Origin of the sequence: Bradyrhizobium sp., assembly GCF_027307225.1 — a bacterium.
GTDB lineage: Bacteria > Pseudomonadota > Alphaproteobacteria > Rhizobiales > Xanthobacteraceae > Bradyrhizobium.
Map to the genome: position 1 here is coordinate 1 of NZ_DAHUXJ010000110.1, position 15,829 is coordinate 15,829.

17 protein-coding genes are annotated in these 15,829 nt (G+C 62.6%); 14 read left to right on the plus strand and 3 right to left on the minus strand.

Annotated elements, in window-relative coordinates:
• From M6D32_RS19470 to cyoD, 3 genes are all read left to right on the plus strand, one after another.
• A partial coding sequence (locus M6D32_RS19470; protein ID WP_298259206.1) for a cbb3-type cytochrome c oxidase subunit I occupies positions 1 to 936 on the plus strand: 936 nt, incomplete at its 5' end.
• Positions 933 to 1,571: a cytochrome (ubi)quinol oxidase subunit III gene (locus M6D32_RS19475; RefSeq protein WP_298259208.1), complete on the plus strand. Its 639-nt coding sequence runs from the start codon at positions 933 to 935 to the stop codon at positions 1,569 to 1,571. The genes M6D32_RS19470 and M6D32_RS19475, both read left to right, overlap by 4 nt.
• On the plus strand, positions 1,568 to 1,960 hold the full coding sequence (gene cyoD, locus M6D32_RS19480; protein ID WP_298259210.1) for a cytochrome o ubiquinol oxidase subunit IV: 393 nt from the start codon (positions 1,568 to 1,570) through the stop codon (positions 1,958 to 1,960). Before M6D32_RS19475 ends, cyoD begins: the two co-directional genes overlap by 4 nt.
• 72 nt (positions 1,961 to 2,032) lie before the next feature.
• Here the strand turns inward: cyoD and M6D32_RS19485 are convergent, their stop codons facing one another.
• Positions 2,033 to 2,227: a hypothetical protein gene (locus M6D32_RS19485; protein WP_298259212.1), complete on the minus strand. Its 195-nt coding sequence runs from the start codon at positions 2,225 to 2,227 to the stop codon at positions 2,033 to 2,035.
• 174 nt (positions 2,228 to 2,401) lie between these two features.
• Between M6D32_RS19485 and M6D32_RS19490 the strand changes: the two genes are divergently transcribed.
• From M6D32_RS19490 to M6D32_RS19525, 8 genes are all read left to right on the plus strand, one after another.
• Entirely contained in the window at positions 2,402 to 2,854 is a 453-nt protein-coding gene (locus M6D32_RS19490; RefSeq protein WP_298259239.1) for a DUF2231 domain-containing protein, read from the plus strand.
• Positions 2,851 to 4,197 carry a sorbosone dehydrogenase family protein gene (locus M6D32_RS19495; protein ID WP_298259214.1) on the plus strand — a complete coding sequence of 449 codons (1,347 nt, stop codon included), beginning with the start codon at positions 2,851 to 2,853 and terminating at the stop codon, positions 4,195 to 4,197. The genes M6D32_RS19490 and M6D32_RS19495 overlap by 4 nt, the downstream gene beginning before the upstream one ends.
• Before the next feature lie 460 nt (positions 4,198 to 4,657).
• Positions 4,658 to 6,340: a methyl-accepting chemotaxis protein gene (locus tag M6D32_RS19500; protein WP_298259216.1), complete on the plus strand. Its 1,683-nt coding sequence runs from the start codon at positions 4,658 to 4,660 to the stop codon at positions 6,338 to 6,340.
• A 115-nt stretch (positions 6,341 to 6,455) separates the two neighbouring features.
• Entirely contained in the window at positions 6,456 to 6,770 is a 315-nt protein-coding gene (locus tag M6D32_RS19505) for a hypothetical protein (RefSeq protein ID WP_298259219.1), read from the plus strand.
• A gap of 180 nt (positions 6,771 to 6,950) precedes the next feature.
• Positions 6,951 to 7,235: a hypothetical protein gene (locus M6D32_RS19510; protein WP_298259221.1), complete on the plus strand. Its 285-nt coding sequence runs from the start codon at positions 6,951 to 6,953 to the stop codon at positions 7,233 to 7,235.
• Positions 7,236 to 7,487: 252 nt separating this feature from the next.
• On the plus strand, positions 7,488 to 8,255 hold the full coding sequence (locus M6D32_RS19515) for a substrate-binding domain-containing protein (RefSeq protein ID WP_298259223.1): 768 nt from the start codon (positions 7,488 to 7,490) through the stop codon (positions 8,253 to 8,255).
• Positions 8,256 to 8,451: 196 nt separating this feature from the next.
• Positions 8,452 to 8,652, plus strand: a complete 201-nt coding sequence (locus tag M6D32_RS19520) for a DUF6494 family protein (protein WP_298259225.1) — start codon at positions 8,452 to 8,454, stop codon at positions 8,650 to 8,652.
• A gap of 297 nt (positions 8,653 to 8,949) precedes the next feature.
• Entirely contained in the window at positions 8,950 to 9,450 is a 501-nt protein-coding gene (locus tag M6D32_RS19525; protein ID WP_298259227.1) for a hypothetical protein, read from the plus strand.
• Positions 9,451 to 9,924: 474 nt separating this feature from the next.
• Here M6D32_RS19525 and M6D32_RS19530 read toward each other — a convergent pair whose 3' ends face one another.
• Entirely contained in the window at positions 9,925 to 11,235 is a 1,311-nt protein-coding gene (locus M6D32_RS19530) for a DUF445 domain-containing protein (protein WP_298259229.1), read from the minus strand.
• A 408-nt stretch (positions 11,236 to 11,643) separates the two neighbouring features.
• On the opposite strand from M6D32_RS19530, the gene M6D32_RS19535 reads away from it, so the two are divergent.
• Positions 11,644 to 12,849, plus strand: coding sequence for an MFS transporter (locus M6D32_RS19535; RefSeq protein ID WP_298259231.1), 1,206 nt, complete (start codon positions 11,644 to 11,646; stop codon positions 12,847 to 12,849).
• Positions 12,850 to 12,976: 127 nt separating this feature from the next.
• Here M6D32_RS19535 and M6D32_RS19540 read toward each other — a convergent pair whose 3' ends face one another.
• Positions 12,977 to 13,219 carry a hypothetical protein gene (locus tag M6D32_RS19540; protein ID WP_298259233.1) on the minus strand — a complete coding sequence of 81 codons (243 nt, stop codon included), beginning with the start codon at positions 13,217 to 13,219 and terminating at the stop codon, positions 12,977 to 12,979.
• A gap of 403 nt (positions 13,220 to 13,622) precedes the next feature.
• Between M6D32_RS19540 and M6D32_RS19545 the strand changes: the two genes are divergently transcribed.
• On the plus strand, positions 13,623 to 14,378 hold the full coding sequence (locus M6D32_RS19545) for an SDR family oxidoreductase (RefSeq protein WP_298259235.1): 756 nt from the start codon (positions 13,623 to 13,625) through the stop codon (positions 14,376 to 14,378).
• Between the two features lie 28 nt (positions 14,379 to 14,406).
• Complete coding sequence (locus M6D32_RS19550; RefSeq protein ID WP_298259237.1) at positions 14,407 to 15,678, plus strand: FAD-dependent oxidoreductase; 1,272 nt, start codon at positions 14,407 to 14,409, stop codon at positions 15,676 to 15,678.
• Positions 15,679 to 15,829: the final 151 nt, after the last annotated feature.

Here is a 15,829-nt window from a genome sequence, read left to right on the forward strand (position 1 = left end):
ACCGGCGTGAAGATCTACAACTGGCTGTTCACGATGTATGGCGGGCGTGTCCGCTTCACGACGCCGATGCTGTGGTCGCTCGGGTTCATGGTGACATTCATCATCGGCGGTTTGACCGGTGTATTGGTCGCCGTGCCGCCGGCCGACTTCCTGTTGCACAACAGCCTGTTTCTGGTCGCGCATTTCCACAACGTGATCATCGGCGGCGTGCTGTTCGGCGCCTTCGCCGGCTATACCTACTGGTTCCCGAAAGCGTTCGGCTTCCGCCTGCACGAGGGATGGGGCAAGGCCGGCTTCTGGTTCACTCTCGTTGGTTTCTACGTCACCTTCATTCCGCTCTATGCGGCGGGCTTTCTCGGCATGACCCGGCGCATGCAGCACTACGACGTCCCGGAATGGCGGCCCTGGATGATCGTTGCAGGAATTGGCATGATTCTGCTCTCGATCGGCGTGATCTGTCAGGTCGTGCAGCTCATCGTCAGCATTCGCGATCGCGAAGCGTCGAGCCTGCGCGACGTCACCGGCGATCCCTGGGATGGACGCTCGCTGGAATGGTCGACGGCCTCGCCGCCGCCAGTATTCAACTTCGCGGTGCTGCCCGACGTCGAAGGCGAGGACGCCTACTGGGCCATCAAGTCGCGTGCCCGGCAGCAGGGCCTGTTGAGGAGCGAGCCCGAATACCGAGACATCGAGATGCCGCGCAACTCGCCGACCGGCTTTGTCTGCGCGTTCTTCGCTACCATCATGGGCTTTGCGCTGATCTGGCACATCTGGTGGATGGTCGCGCTTGGTGGCGCCGGCGCATTTGCCACCTTCGTTGCATTCGCCTGGCGCGACCATGACGAATACGTCATTCCGGCTGCGGAGGTCGCGCACATCGACCGTGCCAACCGCGAGGTGCGCCTCGCCGCGCTCCGCGCAAGGAGTGCGTCATGACCGATGCGGCGCTCGCTCGCGGACATGGCGATCCGTATCACCTGCATGGCGGGCGGCCGCATGAAGGGCCGGCGTCGAAGCGGATCGTGACCGGCTACGGCTTCTGGATATTCCTGCTCAGCGACATCGTGATCTTCTCCTGCTTCTTCGCGGCCCATGCGGTGCTGCTGCGGCGGACCGCCGGTGGTCCGAGCGGCGCTGAATTGTTCGATCTCAGGAGCGTCGCGGCGGAAACGGGCTTGCTGCTGCTGTCAAGCTTCACCTGCGGCTTGGCGATGATCGCAGCCGATGTCCGTAGCCTGCGCTGGTACCAGATCGGCATGGCCGTGACCTGCCTGCTGGGCTTGGGATTTCTGGCGCTTGAATTTCGCGAATTCAGCGATCTCGTCGGTCGCGGCGCGGGACCTACACGTAGCGCATTTCTCAGTTCGTTCTTTACCCTGGTCGGATGCCACGGCCTGCACGTCTCGGCGGGTATTCTCTGGCTGCTGACCATGATGGCGCAAGTGTTCGCCAAGGGATTTCGCGCCGACATCATGCGGCGCCTGTTGTGCTTTGCGCTGTTCTGGCATGTGCTCGACATTATCTGGGTCGCGATCTTCTCCGTGGTCTATCTGCTCGGGAGCGCTGCATGAGCGATCAACATCTGCATCATCCCATCGATCTCGCCCCCGGCGACGAAGAGGAAGTTCGCGTCGGCCCGCGCCTGTTAGGCTATTGCACGGGCTTTGGCCTTGCGATCCTCCTGACGGCCACCTCGTTCTTCATTGCCGGCACCAACCTGGTATGGCAGCCGTCAATTCCCGTCGCACTGGTGGTGCTCGCGATCGCGCAAATGGGTGTGCACCTGGTCTTCTTCGTTCACATCACGACGGATCCCGACAACACCAACAATATCCTGGCGCTGGCGTTTGGCCTGTTGATCGTGTTTCTGGTGATCGCCGGTTCGCTCTGGATCATGTCCAATCTGGACCAGAACATGCCGATGCCGCCGCTCAATCAGCTTATGCAGATGCAGCGCTGATCGCGCCGCATGGCGGACAGCACGCGTCCCGTGCGAGCCGCGGGCTGGCGTGGTCAGTTGCGATACAAGGCGTTACTTGGGCGGACCTGACGCCTCGCGCGCGCGCCGTTCTGCTCTCAGGCGCTCGAAGTTGTCGTGGAATGCCTTCTGCGTGACCTCACGTTCCCGCATGGCCTGTTCGGCATCGGCGCGGCGCTCGGCATCTCGGGCCTTGCGTTCTTCCGAGGTGAGGATACGGGGTGGTCGTCCGGAAAATTGATTGTTCATGCCGGAACAACGCACAGGTTCCAGAAAAGTTGCTCCCGGTGGCTGCAGTTTGGGCGGTGCGCATTAAGCCCAGGAACCTTGGTGTTGAGCCGGTGTTGGAGAGGCGGGCAGGGCGATCTTGAAAAATCGCGCCAAAAGTCGCGTGAGAGGCCCGCCGTGTCAAACCAATCGATCATGCCGAACGAACCGATTCTGCGCCCGACGGCGCAAGTCGCCAGACACCCCATTCACCCGATGCTGATCCCGATTCCGATTGTCTGCTTCATCGGAGCGCTGGTGACGGATATGGCCTACGCACTCACCGCCGAGATGATGTATGCGGATTTTTCGGCCTGGCTTCTCCTCGTCGGATTCGTTTTCGGCGTGCTGGCCGCCATTGCCGGTTTGATCGATTTTCTCGGCAACCGCCTGATCCGCCAGCAGGCCCCCGCCTGGCCGCACCTGATCGGTAACCTCGCGGTGCTGGTGCTGGCCTTCTTCAACAATCTCATTCACACACGCGATGCTTGGACGTCGGTGGTGCCGGTCGGTCTTGTTCTTTCGATCATCACGGTGATCATCCTGCCCGTCACCGGCTGGCTCGGCTGGGAACTGGTCTATCGCCATGGCGCAGGAGCAGTCCGATGACGCCGCATCTCCGCTTGTTTAACGCAGTTCTGTTGTCGGGTTCGCTGCTTGGTCTCGCCGGATGCAGTGACGGCAGCGGCGATCCGAGAGCCGAAATGGGATCCAACCCCAACTTGCCCGCCATCAAGCAATTCCTGTTGCCGCCGATGCACATCGCGCGTGTGGTCGGCTGGAGCGGGGATGAAACGCCGACCGCGGCGCAAGGGCTGAAGATCAGCGCGTTTGCAAAAGACCTTCAGCATCCGCGCTCGCTTTATACGCTTCCGAACGGCGACGTCCTGGTGGTCGAATCGAAAGCGCCGAAGGCCGCGACGATCAAGCGGCCGAAGGAAGTCGTGATGGGCTGGGTCGAGAAATGGGCCACTTCCGGCGGCAAGACCGGAGAGAGCAACCGCATCACGCTGTTGCGCGACAGCAAGGGCAACGGCGCGCCCGATACCAGAAGCGTGTTCCTCGATCACCTCAATTCGCCGTTCGGCGTCGTGCTGGTCGGCAACGATCTCTATGTCGCCAACACCGACGCGATCGTCCGCTATCCCTACAAGGAGGGCGAAACCAAGATCACCGATCCCGGCACGACGCTGGTCCAGTTGCCGGGCGGACCGATCGACCATCACTGGACCAAGAGCCTGACCGCCAGTCCCGACGGCACGAAGCTCTATGTCGGCGTCGGCTCCAACAGCAACATCACCGAGAACGGCATGGAGGCGGAACACAACCGCGCCGATATTCTCGAAGTCGATCGCGCCAGCGGCCGCTACCGCATCTTTGCGAGCGGCCTGCGCAACCCCAACGGTCTGACATTCGAGCCGCAAAGCCACGCGCTGTGGACGGTGGTCAACGAGCGTGACGAATTGGGTCCCGACCTCGTGCCCGACTACATGACGTCGGTGAAGGAAGGCGCCTTCTATGGGTGGCCGTACAGCTATTACGGGCAGCACGTCGATCCGCGCGTCAAGCCGCAGCGCCCGGACCTCGTCGCCAAGGCGATCCCGCCGGATTACGCCTTGAGTTCGCACGTTGCGCCTCTGGGTCTTGTGTTCAACACCGGAACGAGCCTGCCGAAGAACTACGCCGGCGGCGCGTTCGTCGGCGAGCACGGCAGCTGGAACCGGCATGTGCTCAACGGCTACAAGGTGATCTACGTGCCGTTCACCGACGGAAAACCGAGCGGCCAGCCGCAGGACGCCGTCACCGGCTTCCTTGATGACAAGCAAAATGCACGCGGACGCCCGGTGGGCCTCGCTCTCGACAAGTCGGGCGCCTTGCTGGTCGCCGACGATGTCGGCAACACGGTGTGGCGGGTGACCGCCTCGAACCAGCCGCAGGTGACGCAGCGCTAGAAGCGCGATCGCTTCCGGATTAACGCAGCGTCCAGTTGTCGCTTGATGGCGTAGCCCTCGGGCCTATTTTTTCGCGGCGATCGCAGCCGTCTGCATCGTCTCGCCCGCAAGGTCTGACAGCGTAGTCTGCGGCCATACAAGGATGTATGAGCTCGATCACACGCCGGCATGATTCGAACGCCATGATCTTGCCGGCCGTATCCTTCGCGGGCCAGCTTTCGCCAATCAACAATCGATACCGCCGCTCCGTGGAAATTCTCACAAGCGCTCGCTGATAAGGCATGCACGGTATTTGTGTTGCTGCGTCGCGACTTTTGCGGGCAGGGACGTTTCGCGCAAAATTCCTTGTCGGAAACACAACGAATCCGGATGGTTAAGAAAGCGATAAGGGGTTTCAAGCTATCGTGAGCGCAGCCGTTCGGTTCACCGCATTTTTCGCTGCTGTTTTGGAGAGGACTCTATGCTGCGCAATATGACCATCGCCCCCAAGCTCGGTATCGTGGTGGGGGTTGCCCTGCTTGGTCTTTGCATGGCGGGAGGATTCGCCAGCTATCTCGTGCAGCAGGAATTGTTCGACGCGAAGGTCGATCAGGCCAAGGCGATCACCATGGTGGTCAAGAACATGGCGGGCGAATTGAAACGACAGGTCGACGCCGGCGAAATGACCAAGGACCAGGCAATGGCGTTATTCCGCAAGCTTGGCAACGCGATGAGATACGACAACAAGCACGGCTATATCTTCGGCACCACCTATGACGGCGTTACCCAGTTCTCGCCCGAGGCCGAGCAGGTCGGCACCAACCGCATGGATGTCGTCACCAACGGCCGCAAGCTCTCTCAGGAAATCATGGATGGCGTCCGCGCCAAGGGCGAGATCGTGCTGCGCTACGAATACGTCAAGCCGGGCCAGTCGACCCCGGTCCGCAAGATGAGCTATGCGGTCGCCATTCCCGGCTTCGATATGTATCTCGGCACCGGCTCCTATCTTGAAGATATCAATACCAAGCTGAGGCCGATTGCGTGGCTATTGGGTCTCGCAACGCTCGCGATCGGCCTGATCTCGGGCCTCGTCGCCTGGGTGATCGGCCGCGGCATTTCCGGCCCGCTCAACGCGCTGCGTGCCCGCATGGAAGGGCTGGCCAAGGGCGAGCTCAACAGCGAGATCCCCGGCGTCGGCCGCGGCGACGAGGTCGGCAAGATGGCGGCGACGGTGCAGATCTTCAAGGACAATGCGCTGCGCATGCGCGAACTTGAAAAGGCCGAGACCGAGACGCGTGAGCGGACGCAGGCCGAACGCCGCTCGGCGATGGAGAGCCTCGCCGGCGACTTCGAGCGCAGCGTCAACGGCATCGTTCGCTCGGTTTCGACCGCTGCGGCCGGCATGCAGACCACGGCGCAATCGATGACGGCAACCGCGAGCGACGCCAGCGCGCGCGCCGCCAATGTCAGCTCGGCTTCGCAAAGCGCATCAGGCAATGTCGGCACTGTTGCCGCCGCCGCCGAAGAGCTGTCGAGTTCGGTGACCGAAATCTCGCGCCAGGTGGGCCGCTCCAGCGAAATCGCCAGCCAGGCCGTCACCGACGCCGAGCGCACCAATGCGACCGTGCAGGTGCTTTCGACCGGCGCCGAAAAAATTGGCGAGGTGGTGAAGTTGATCCACTCGATCGCCGCCCAGACCAACCTGCTCGCGCTGAACGCCACCATCGAAGCGGCGCGCGCCGGCGAATCCGGCCGCGGCTTTGCGGTGGTCGCTTCCGAAGTGAAGGCGCTCGCCAACCAGACCGCGAAGGCGACCGAGGAAATCTCCGGGCAGGTCGAGGCGATGCAGCAGTCGACCAGCGATGCGGTCGCTGCCATCACCGGCATCTCCCGGACGATTGCGCAGATGAGCGAGATCACCACCTCGATCGCGAGCTCGATCGAGCAGCAGGGCGAGGCGACGCGCGAGATCGCCCGCAACATTCAGTCGGTTGCGGCCGGCTCGAGCGAGATCAGCGCCCATATCGGCGGCGTCACCACCGCGGCGACCGCCACGGGCACGGCGGCTTCCGAAGTGCTGGACAATGCCCGCGAACTCGACAAGCAATCCGGCATGCTGCGCAGCGCCGTCGACGGATTCCTCACCAAGGTGCGCGCGGCTTAACAGGATACGCAAAAGCTGCGCACGGGCTCAAACCGGGGCATTGCCGAACTCGCCGATTGCTGCCACCTTGCTTTCGTCGCACCGATCCCAGGCGTGACGAAGGCGAGGGCACAGGATGGCGCGATTTTGGGCCGCGATTTTGCTTCTGGCTGTGTTGCCGGGCTGGACCGACACCAGGGGAATGGTTCGGGTCGACGCGGCCTCGCCGGGCAAGCCCTATGACTTCGTCGCGCATGTCCGGAACATTCCGGACATCAAGTACAATCCCCTGGTGAGGGGGGACCGCAACCGCATGGCGCTTCATCTCGTTCGCGGCGAATGCCGGCGCGGTCGCGTGGTCGGCGAGGACATCGTCAACACCGAGATCTACGGCATCACCTCGAGCCTTCCCGACTATGTCGTGCTGGTGAGCTGCGCGCGGCCGCGCTGAAGGCGTTCGGCGCGCGCCTGCGGGACTTGCCGCTATCGAGCGCGAAAGTCATGCCGCGATCGCCGCAAAATTTGCTGCGCGATGTTTAAGGAGAGCCGTAGGGTGACTGGAACGGCCGCCTGCACGCGGCGTTGGTTCCGGCCAGAAGCAAAAAAGAGACTCGAGGAAAAGGCCACTGTCATGCGCTTCAAGCTTGCTCTCTCAACGGTCGTCATGGTCTGCACCACGGCCGCCACGGCGCTGTCCGTGACGCGGGCTTTCGCGGGGGACGCCTACGTCCATCACTACCGGATCCATCATCACAGACATTATTACCGCGACTATTCCGGCTATCTCGATCCGCGGAGCGGCCACTACGATCCCGAATTCCAGCGCAACCGGGAGAATTTCGGCTTCAGCGGCAGGGATCCTTCAAGGGTCGGTGGCGAGGATCCGAGCCTTCATCCTGCGCCAATGGGGCATTAGGGCGGTCACTTCTCGCGCGCGTTGCGAAAACTCCCGTCGATAGCCCGCACGCGCACCGGTTCATGTTTACATCATCCGGCCCAATCGCCCGCTGACGCTCGCGGACGCGCGAATTTGTGAGATACCCGTCGTTCCGGCGCCCGGCGTCGGAATGATGCCATGCGCCACCGCCCGCATGATTCATTCGCATCGCTGTTCGCTTTCGTTGACAGTTCAGCCTAAAATGGCCTCACGGCCATAGGAGAACTGAAATTGCGATACAGGATGTTGCTGCTTGCCGGCGTCATTGGCGCCGCCCTTTGCACGACGGCTTCCCGGGCGGCCGAGCTGAAACTGCTCACCGCCGGCGCATTCAAGTCGACCGTACTGGCGCTGCTTCCCGAATACGAGAACGCAAGCGGCAACAAGGTTTCGGTCGCAAATGATACGGTCGGTGCCCTGATGGAGCGGATCGCGGCCGGCGAAAGTTTCGATGTGGTCGTGATGACCCCGCAAGCCCTCGACAAGCTCGCCGGCGAGGGCAAGGTGATGTCCGGCAGCCGCACCAACCTCGCGCGCGTGGGCGTCGGCGTCATGGTGAAGACCGGCGCGGCCAAGCCGGACATTTCGACGGTCGACGCTTTCAAGAAGGCATTGCTCGACGCAAAATCGATCAGCTTCATCGATCCCGCGAGTGGCGGCTCCAGCGGCATCTATGTCGAGAAGCTGCTTGAACGCCTCGGCCTAGCCGACCAGGTCAAGCCGAAGGAAAGGCTCAAGCAGGGCGGCTACGTCGCCGATTACGTCGAGTCCGGCCAGGCCGAGCTTGGGATTCACCAGATCAGCGAGATCCTGCCACATGCCGGCGTCACGCTGGTCGGACCGCTGCCGAAGGAAATCCAGAACTACACCGTGTACGCCGCCGGCATCGGTGCGGGAACCCAGCACGCCGACGCCGCCAAGGCACTGATCGCTTCGTTGAGCGGCCCATCGGCCCAGGCGTTGTTCAAGTCGAAGGGCATGGAGCCCGATGGCGATTAGGCCGTCGATGGAACGGCGAGTTCGGTCCGCGCGACCGCGGCGAGAGGTTTCTGAGGAGCGCGCTTGCGCGCGTCTCGAAGGAGCTTACGTCAAAGCTTGTGCGTGAACTGTCACGGGTTCTGGAACCCCCGCAACCGGCGCGGGTTCAACGAATTAAAGGCTAACTCAAAGCAGGCCACTCTCAGGGAGAACAGCCATGACCGTCGAGTTCGATGAAGACCGCTTCAATATGGCCATCCGTAAATTTTTGAAGCATGTCGGAGTTACATCGCAGCGTGAAATCGAGAACCTGGTGCGTAGCGGGGAGGTAAAGGGTGGCAAGCTCAAACTGCGAATGACCCTGTCCGCTGAGGGGACGCCGCTGAAACATGTGGTCGAGGAAACAGTCGCACTCTGACGATTGTCCCCGACAAACGCTAAGCGTTTGCGCAAGGAAGCGTGAGCGACGAAGCAATCCAGAATCTTTTCGCAAGTCAGACTGGATTGCGGAGCCTGTCGTCAGGCGCGCATTGACGCGACCCGTTGGCTGTCGCTCGCAATGACGCGCATAAAAGGCCGCTCGGCATCGGAATGGCGCGATGGGCCATTACTGAGCATTCACCATGTTCGGGGACCGCCGTAGCGTACTGCTACTTCAGGTGGCAAATTCACCGTCGCACTAATCCAATGCTGGTCGCGAGCAGCGAGGGCTTCTATGTTTCGTCGATTACGTCGAGTTGTCTTCATCGCAATTTTGCCGATCGTGTCGGTAATGGCCTTTTTGAATCCCGCCGCGGGACAGGGCAGCGGCTCACTCGAAGGAACATGGGAAGGTAGGCTTGAGTTCGTTTATGTCAGCTCGAGCAAAGATCCTGAATCCAACAAACGGGCTAAGGCCGCGTATGCGAAATCGCCGTTTAGGATAAGCATCAATGGACAGCGGGTAGCTGTCTATTTTGGTGACGAAGAGGTTAAGCCGGGCTTGTTCCAACTCCAGGCCTATATGACCAACGCCGTGATATTTGCTTCAAGCGCGGGAGAGGATCACGATGGAAGGTGGGTCGAAACTTGGAATTTTACGGTCACTGAGAAGAACTCCGAAACGATTATCGCTTGCCTCTCGCGCGTAGTGAACAACGTTGATCGCCCTGAAACGAGCGATGATAGCAAGTTCGGTCTGATAGCGGCCGGGGAGTTCCATCGGGTGCGCCACTGAATACGCCGTCAGATGGCGCGACCAACCCATAAAGGGTTAGAAGATGCGGTGGCCTCAGTGGTACCCGACGCGCGCTGACATCATCGGCGCCTTGCTTGCGCTTGCATTGGTCTGCCTTTTCGCTTTCGTCGTCATGCGATTTCCCTATTTCCAACGCGCGACGGGTTTCGGCCCGGATTGGAATTGCGAGGTCATGCCTAAGGGCGACCCCATTTGCATCAGGAATGCCGGATCGGCGAGCCGGATCGGATCGATGTCACGGGATCGTTAAGCAACCCCGCTCAGGTCCTCTTTGGGTCTTCGACCGAGACTGCGATCGCGACCCGCCGTCATTCCGGGGCGGACCGCCAGGTGCGAGCTATGGTGTGCAATTGCACACCTGAGAATCCATCTCGCCAGTGTCTTTGTCGCTCAATGGATTCCGGGTTCGCGGCTTTGCCGCGCCCCGGAATGACGGCAGCGACCCGGAACGCCCTAAAACAACTGCGTGATCGCAAAGATGATGAGCCCGACGAGGCCGCCGACCAGCGTGCCGTTGATGCGGATATATTGCAGGTCGCGCCCCACCGTGAGTTCGATCCGCTCGGTCAGCGTTTCGGTGTCCCAGTTCTCGACCACCTTGCGGATGAATTCGGCGATTTCGGTTCGCCGCGGCGCCACCGTGCGCAGTACCGCGACGCGAAGCCAGCGGTTGATGCTGTCGCGCAGCTGCTCGTCGTTCTGAATTCGCGCCCCGATATTGGTCAGAAGGCGCTCAATGACCCGCGTCATCTGCGTCTGTGTCTCGCCCGCTTCCAGCCGGTCTTCGATGGAAACCCAGAGCGTGTCGATCTGCGTGATCACCGCGGGCGTGGCGAGCATCCGCGCTTTCAGCGCTTCGCCTCTTTCGATCATCGCAGGATTTGTGGCGAGATCGCCGATCAATTGCTCGACGGTCGAGGTCATCTCGATCCGCCAGGGATGGTCCGGCTCGCGCATTTCACCCAGAATGCGCATCACGCCATCGATGATCCTGTCGGCCACGATGCCGTCGATCCATTTCGGGATCAGGCGTGAGGTGCGTTTCGATACCTTGGCGCGGATCGTCTCGCGGTTGGTCGCTAGCGTGGTCGAGGCCCAGGTCAGCAGCCTTTCGGCCAGCGCCTGCATCTCGCCATGGGCCCAGAGCAGCGACAGCAGTTTTGAAGCAAAGGCGGAAGCCGGCACGCGCTCGATGCCGCCGCGCACGGCGCCGCTCAGGAAGGCGTTGAGGTCCTCGCGCGGCAGCGCGGTCAGAGCCTGATTCAAGGACGAAGTGGCGCGCTGCGCCACGGTGCTCGCATTGTCGCCCCGCAGGATCCAGCGCGCCAACCAGCCGGAGATATCGACGTCGCGGGTGCGCTCGGCCAGCACGCGCGGCGAGAGAAAATTGCTGGCCATGAAGCGGCCGATCGCAACCCCGATGCGCTCCTTGCTGTTGGCGACGATCGCGGTGTGTGGAATCGGAATCCCGAGCGGGTGACGAAACAGGGCGACCACGGCGAACCAGTCGGCGCAGGCGCCGACCATGCCGGCTTCGGCAAAGGCCCTGACATAAGCGAGCCACGGCCACTGCTTCAGGCCGATCGAGGTCGCGACAAAGATCGCGAGCATCAGAACCAGGAGCGACGTGGCAAGCGCCCGCGCCCGGCGCAGCGCGCGACGCCGCTCGTTCATGTTGGCGCCCGCGATCAAGGCGCGGGCGGCAGCCTTGACAGGGGTAGCTTCGGGCTTGGTATCGGGGAGTGCCAGGTCAGGAGATCGCATCGGATTTTGGCATAGCTCTCATTCGGCAGAACGCTCTTTGATATGTTATCTGCCACAAGTAGCCTCAAGGTGGGAGAGTGAAGGGCGCCTGCGCGGGCCTGGCGAACAGCTTCCTTCTCCCTCCCCCTTGCGGGGAGGGAAGGCCGAAGCGAAGCGAAGGCCAGGGTGGGGGTTTCAAGAACAACTCTCGCGTAAGGAGATTTTTTCAACAAGATGACCACCCCCCACCCGACCGTTGCTTCGCAACGGCCACCCTCCCCGCACTCGCTCTGCTCGCGGGGGAGGGATGAAGATGCCTCACATGCGACAGCCCCGCGGCGGTGAGCGCTCTTAAGCTCCAGGCAATTTCAGGAATTCCACTTCATGAACGATGGCACAACAACAGGGGGGAAACCCCCGGCTCCAAGAATGCGCTCCTTTGCAGCGATGCGCCATGCCGGCTTTCGCGCGCAGTTCACGACGTTCGTGCTGGCGATGATGGCCGACAACATCGAGCACGTGATCAGCTATTGGGTCGTGTTCCAGAAATTTCACTCGCCGGCTCTGGGCGGCTTTGCCGTCGTCTCGCACTGGCTGCCGTTTTTGCTGTTCTCGGTGGCCTCGGGCGCGCTCGCCGAGCGCTTCGATCTGCGACGCGTCATCCAATGCGGCATGGCGCTCTTCATCGTCGCCTCCTTGAGCTGGGGCTATTTCTTCTTCACCGACAGTTTGCAGATGTGGCAGGCGATGGCGATCCTCGTCGTTCACGGCTGTGCCGGGGTGCTGTGGCAGACGCCGAACCAGATGCTGCTCTATGACATCGTAGGCCCCACTGAGCTCGAAAGCGCGGTGCGGCTCAACGCGATGGCGCGCTACCTCGCGGTGCTGGCGGGGCCCGCGGTGGGTGCGGCGATCCTGCTCGCCTTCGGGCCGGCCTGGGGCATCATGCTCAACACCGTGTTCTATCTGCCGCTGGTGCTGTGGCTGACCGGCGCGCCCTATGGGCCGCGCTTTCGTAAAGGAGCGGCCGCGCCGCGCCGTGCCGTGCGCGGGCTCAACGACATCATTTCCACCATCCGCGACATCAAGGGCCATCCGACCATCGTGTCGATGGTGCTGCTCGCCGGCGCGGCCTCGTTCTTTGTCGGCAATGCCTACAGTTCGCAGATGCCGAACTTTGCGGCCGATCTTCACTACGGCGATCCCGGCATCGCCTACAGCGTGCTGCTGGCCGCCGACGCCGCCGGCGGATTGCTGGCGGGATTGATTCTGGAGGGAGGGGGTTGGCTGGCGCCGAAGCCGCGCACCGCCATGTTGCTCGCGCTGTTGTGGGGCGGGGCGCTGACGGTGTTTGCGCTCGCCAACACCTACTGGCTCGCGGTCGGCTTCCTGCTCGCCGCAGGCTTCCTCGAACTGTCCTTCAACGCGATGGCGCAAAGCCTGGTGCAGCTCCATGCGCCGCTCGACAAACGCGGGCGCGTGATCGGCCTGTTCAACATGGCAAGCCTTGGCCTGAAGACGTTCAGCGGCATCTCGGTCGGCCTGGCTGGAAGCCTGATCGGAATTCACTGGTCGCTGGCGGCCTCCGCGGTCGCGGCGATGCTGGTTGCCGGCGTGCTCCTGATTTTGCCGTAAGTTAGCGGAGTGGACTTGACGTTCGCTGTCCGCCTGGCTCGCGCTTGAGCCAAGTTAATGCCATGCGAGCGCGTGCCCTTAAGGCGCACGCTCGCTCTCTCTCGTCACACTTAAGTCAGCTATTCGGTCAGCTGCCCGGAGGCTTGCGCGTAACTGAACGGCCGCCGGGCTTTGCCCTGGTCGCCGAGCTCATGCCGGTCGTCATGCCTTTCTTCATGTGGGTGGATCGCATGGAGTGGTGGGTGGTCATCGGCTTTGCCATCTCCGATTTGGTTTCGGGCTTGGCCATCTCCGACTGGGCGAACGCGACGGCCGGCGCGGCGATCAATGAGGCCGCCAGCAGCGTCGAAGCGAGAAGTTTGGCTTTCATGGAAATCTCCTGGTCAATAGTGACGCGTCGGGCAAACCGGCAAGCATTGCCGGCGTTCCCAAGTTTTCGGATTTGTAATCAAGCGCGCACGAAAGTTTGACGGAACCGGCGGAACACCGGCCGACCGCGCGTACCGCGGCGTGCGCGGCCCCTTCGCCGGTAACGGCGGGTGGCGATCGTTGGCATTCCAGGCGGCAGGACCTATAGTCGCACGCGGTGTAAAGGCCGCGAGTGCGGCGAATTTGAAGTTCCTATCAGTTTCGCCGTGAGTTCGTTATAGGAACTTCAAATTCGAAGCCGCACTCGAATCAATAAGTTGCTAGAGCTCCTTTGATTCCGAAGTTCGCATCGGAGGGGCCGCAATAGCTTGCGAACTTCGGAATCGGAGCTCTAGGGGCGGGTTTTGCGGGTTGCGATCATTACGGGGGCAGGGTCCGGAATCGGCGCAGCAGTCGCGCGCCGTCTGGCCAAGCCTGAAGTTTGCCTGATGCTGCACGGGCAGGGCAGCGATGCGGCGGGAGTTTCCCGCCTGCAAAACGCCGCTGCGGAATGCGAGCGGCAAGGGGCCAAGGTCAGGATTTCCACCGGCGATCTCGCGCGGGCCGGAACAGCCGCTGGCCTTGTCAGCGCGGCGCGCGACGCTTTCGGGCCAATCGACTGGATCGTGCATGCGGCGGGCTTCGCCGACCGGCGCGGCTTTGCGGAGTTGCCGCGCGCGGGCCTCGAGCGGGCGTTTGCGGTGATGGCCGCAAGCTTCCATGAAATGGCAAGCGCGGCGCTACCGGATTTGATGCGGCCGCATGGCCGGGTCGTTGCGGTCTCGAGTTTTGCCGCGCATCGTTTCACGAAGGACTCCACGTATCCCGGATCGGGCTCGGCGAAGGCCGCGCTCGAAGCGCTCGTGAAGTGCCTGGCCATCGAACTCGCAAGTTCAGGGACGACCGCCAATGTCGTGGTGCCCGGCTTTACCCGCAAGGATGCCGGCCTGACCGGAGCGCTGGATGCCGCGAGCTGGCAAAAAGTCGCGAGCGCAAATCCATTGTCGCGCCTGGCGGAGGCCGATGAAGTCGCCGCCGTGATCGCCTTCCTGCTGTCGCCCGAAGCCGCGCATGTGACCGGCGTGTCGCTGCCGGTCGACGGCGGGCTCACACTGATTTAGCCGCACTAATCTGGATGGATTGAAGTGAATGTCTAAGGCTGTTCCAGGCTCGCAATTCGATGTCGCCGTGCTCGGCGCCGGAATCGTCGGCGTGTCGGCCGGCGTTGCCGCGCGGCAGCGCGGATTGTCGGTTGTCGTGATCGACCGCCGCGAACCCGGCAGCGAAACCTCCTATGGCAATGCCGGCATTCTCTCGAGCGGCTCGATCCTGCCGCTCAACAGGCCATCGCTGTGGAGCGCGCTGCCGTCGTATCTCGGCAACACCAGCGCGGCGCTCCGCTGGAATCCGATGTGGGTGATGCGCAATCTCGACTGGGTCGCGCGCTTTCTCGGCAACGCTGTCCCATCGCGCACCCGGCCGCGAGCGGTCGCACTGCATGGGCTGATCACCGCGTCGCTCAAACTGCACCGCGAATGGATCGTCAAGGCCAATGCGGCTCAGCGCATCCGCGAGACCGGCTGGCTCAAGGCCTGGCGCAGCGATGCGATGGAGGCGGCGAAAGGAGAGCAGGCCTTTCTCGCCGGGTTCGGTATTGCGAGCGAACTGCTCGACCGCCAGGCGATCTCGGCGCTCGAGCCGAACATCCTGCCGGTCTACAAGGTTGGCTTGTTGCACACCCAGACGGCTTCGGTGGATTCGCCGGGCGCGGTGACCAAAGCCTATGCGCAGATGCTGAAAAGTTTGGGCGGCGAAGTTCGCCAGTCCGACATCAAGGCGATCGAGTCTGCGGGGCAAGGCTCGGCAGATCAAGGCTGGCGCGTTGTGCTCGGCGATGGTGCGATTTCTGCGCGTCATGTCGTGGTCGCGCTCGGCCCATGGTCGGCCGATATCCTGCGGCCGCTCGGTTATCGGGTGCCGCTCGCGACCGAGCGCGGCTATCATCAGGAATTCACGCCGAACCCGGCACGCAGCCTGCGCCGTCCGATCCACGATGCCGAAGGAAATTTCCTGATGACGCCGATGGAAAATGGCATTCGCGTCACCTCCGGCGTCGAACTGACCGACCGCGATGCGCCGTCGTCGTTGGCGCAGCTCGACATGGTGGTGCGGCTGGCGCGCGGCGTCGCCGAATTTGGCTCGGCGGTCGGCGAGCCCTGGCGCGGGGCCCGGCCGACGCTGCCCGACAGTTTGCCGATGATCGGCAAGGCGCCGCAGCATCGGGGGCTGTGGCTTGCGTTCGGCAACCAGCATATCGGTTTCACGACGGGACCTGCGACGGGTGATGCGATCGCCGCGATGATCGCGGGCGAGCAACCGTCCTTCGACGCGAGCGCCTTTGCGCCGGCGCGTTACATCTGATGCGCGGCTTCGAACACCGATTGATCCCTCCCCCGCGAAGCGAAGCGAGCAGCGGGGAGGGTGGCCGGCGCGAAGCGACGGTCGGGTGGGGAGCTTCTTTTCTGTGTACCCCCACCCCGGCGCGCCCTCGCGCGCCGCCCCACCCCCCCAC

What these genes read in the sequence shown, in the direction of transcription:
- M6D32_RS19550 (WP_298259237.1), top strand. Translation starts at nt 14,407, where the DNA reads ATGTCTAAGGCTGTTCCAGGCTCGCAATTCGATGTCGCCGTGCTCGGC.
- M6D32_RS19475 (WP_298259208.1), top strand. Translation starts at nt 933, where the DNA reads ATGACCGATGCGGCGCTCGCTCGCGGACATGGCGATCCGTATCACCTG.
- M6D32_RS19525 (WP_298259227.1), top strand. Translation starts at nt 8,950, where the DNA reads ATGTTTCGTCGATTACGTCGAGTTGTCTTCATCGCAATTTTGCCGATC.
- M6D32_RS19495 (WP_298259214.1), top strand. Translation starts at nt 2,851, where the DNA reads ATGACGCCGCATCTCCGCTTGTTTAACGCAGTTCTGTTGTCGGGTTCG.
- cyoD (WP_298259210.1), top strand. Translation starts at nt 1,568, where the DNA reads ATGAGCGATCAACATCTGCATCATCCCATCGATCTCGCCCCCGGCGAC.
- M6D32_RS19540 (WP_298259233.1), bottom strand. Translation starts at nt 13,219, where the DNA reads ATGAAAGCCAAACTTCTCGCTTCGACGCTGCTGGCGGCCTCATTGATC.
- M6D32_RS19485 (WP_298259212.1), bottom strand. Translation starts at nt 2,227, where the DNA reads ATGAACAATCAATTTTCCGGACGACCACCCCGTATCCTCACCTCGGAA.
- M6D32_RS19490 (WP_298259239.1), top strand. Translation starts at nt 2,402, where the DNA reads ATGCCGAACGAACCGATTCTGCGCCCGACGGCGCAAGTCGCCAGACAC.
- M6D32_RS19510 (WP_298259221.1), top strand. Translation starts at nt 6,951, where the DNA reads ATGCGCTTCAAGCTTGCTCTCTCAACGGTCGTCATGGTCTGCACCACG.
- M6D32_RS19520 (WP_298259225.1), top strand. Translation starts at nt 8,452, where the DNA reads ATGACCGTCGAGTTCGATGAAGACCGCTTCAATATGGCCATCCGTAAA.
- M6D32_RS19530 (WP_298259229.1), bottom strand. Translation starts at nt 11,235, where the DNA reads ATGCGATCTCCTGACCTGGCACTCCCCGATACCAAGCCCGAAGCTACC.
- M6D32_RS19505 (WP_298259219.1), top strand. Translation starts at nt 6,456, where the DNA reads ATGGCGCGATTTTGGGCCGCGATTTTGCTTCTGGCTGTGTTGCCGGGC.
- M6D32_RS19500 (WP_298259216.1), top strand. Translation starts at nt 4,658, where the DNA reads ATGCTGCGCAATATGACCATCGCCCCCAAGCTCGGTATCGTGGTGGGG.
- M6D32_RS19535 (WP_298259231.1), top strand. Translation starts at nt 11,644, where the DNA reads ATGCGCTCCTTTGCAGCGATGCGCCATGCCGGCTTTCGCGCGCAGTTC.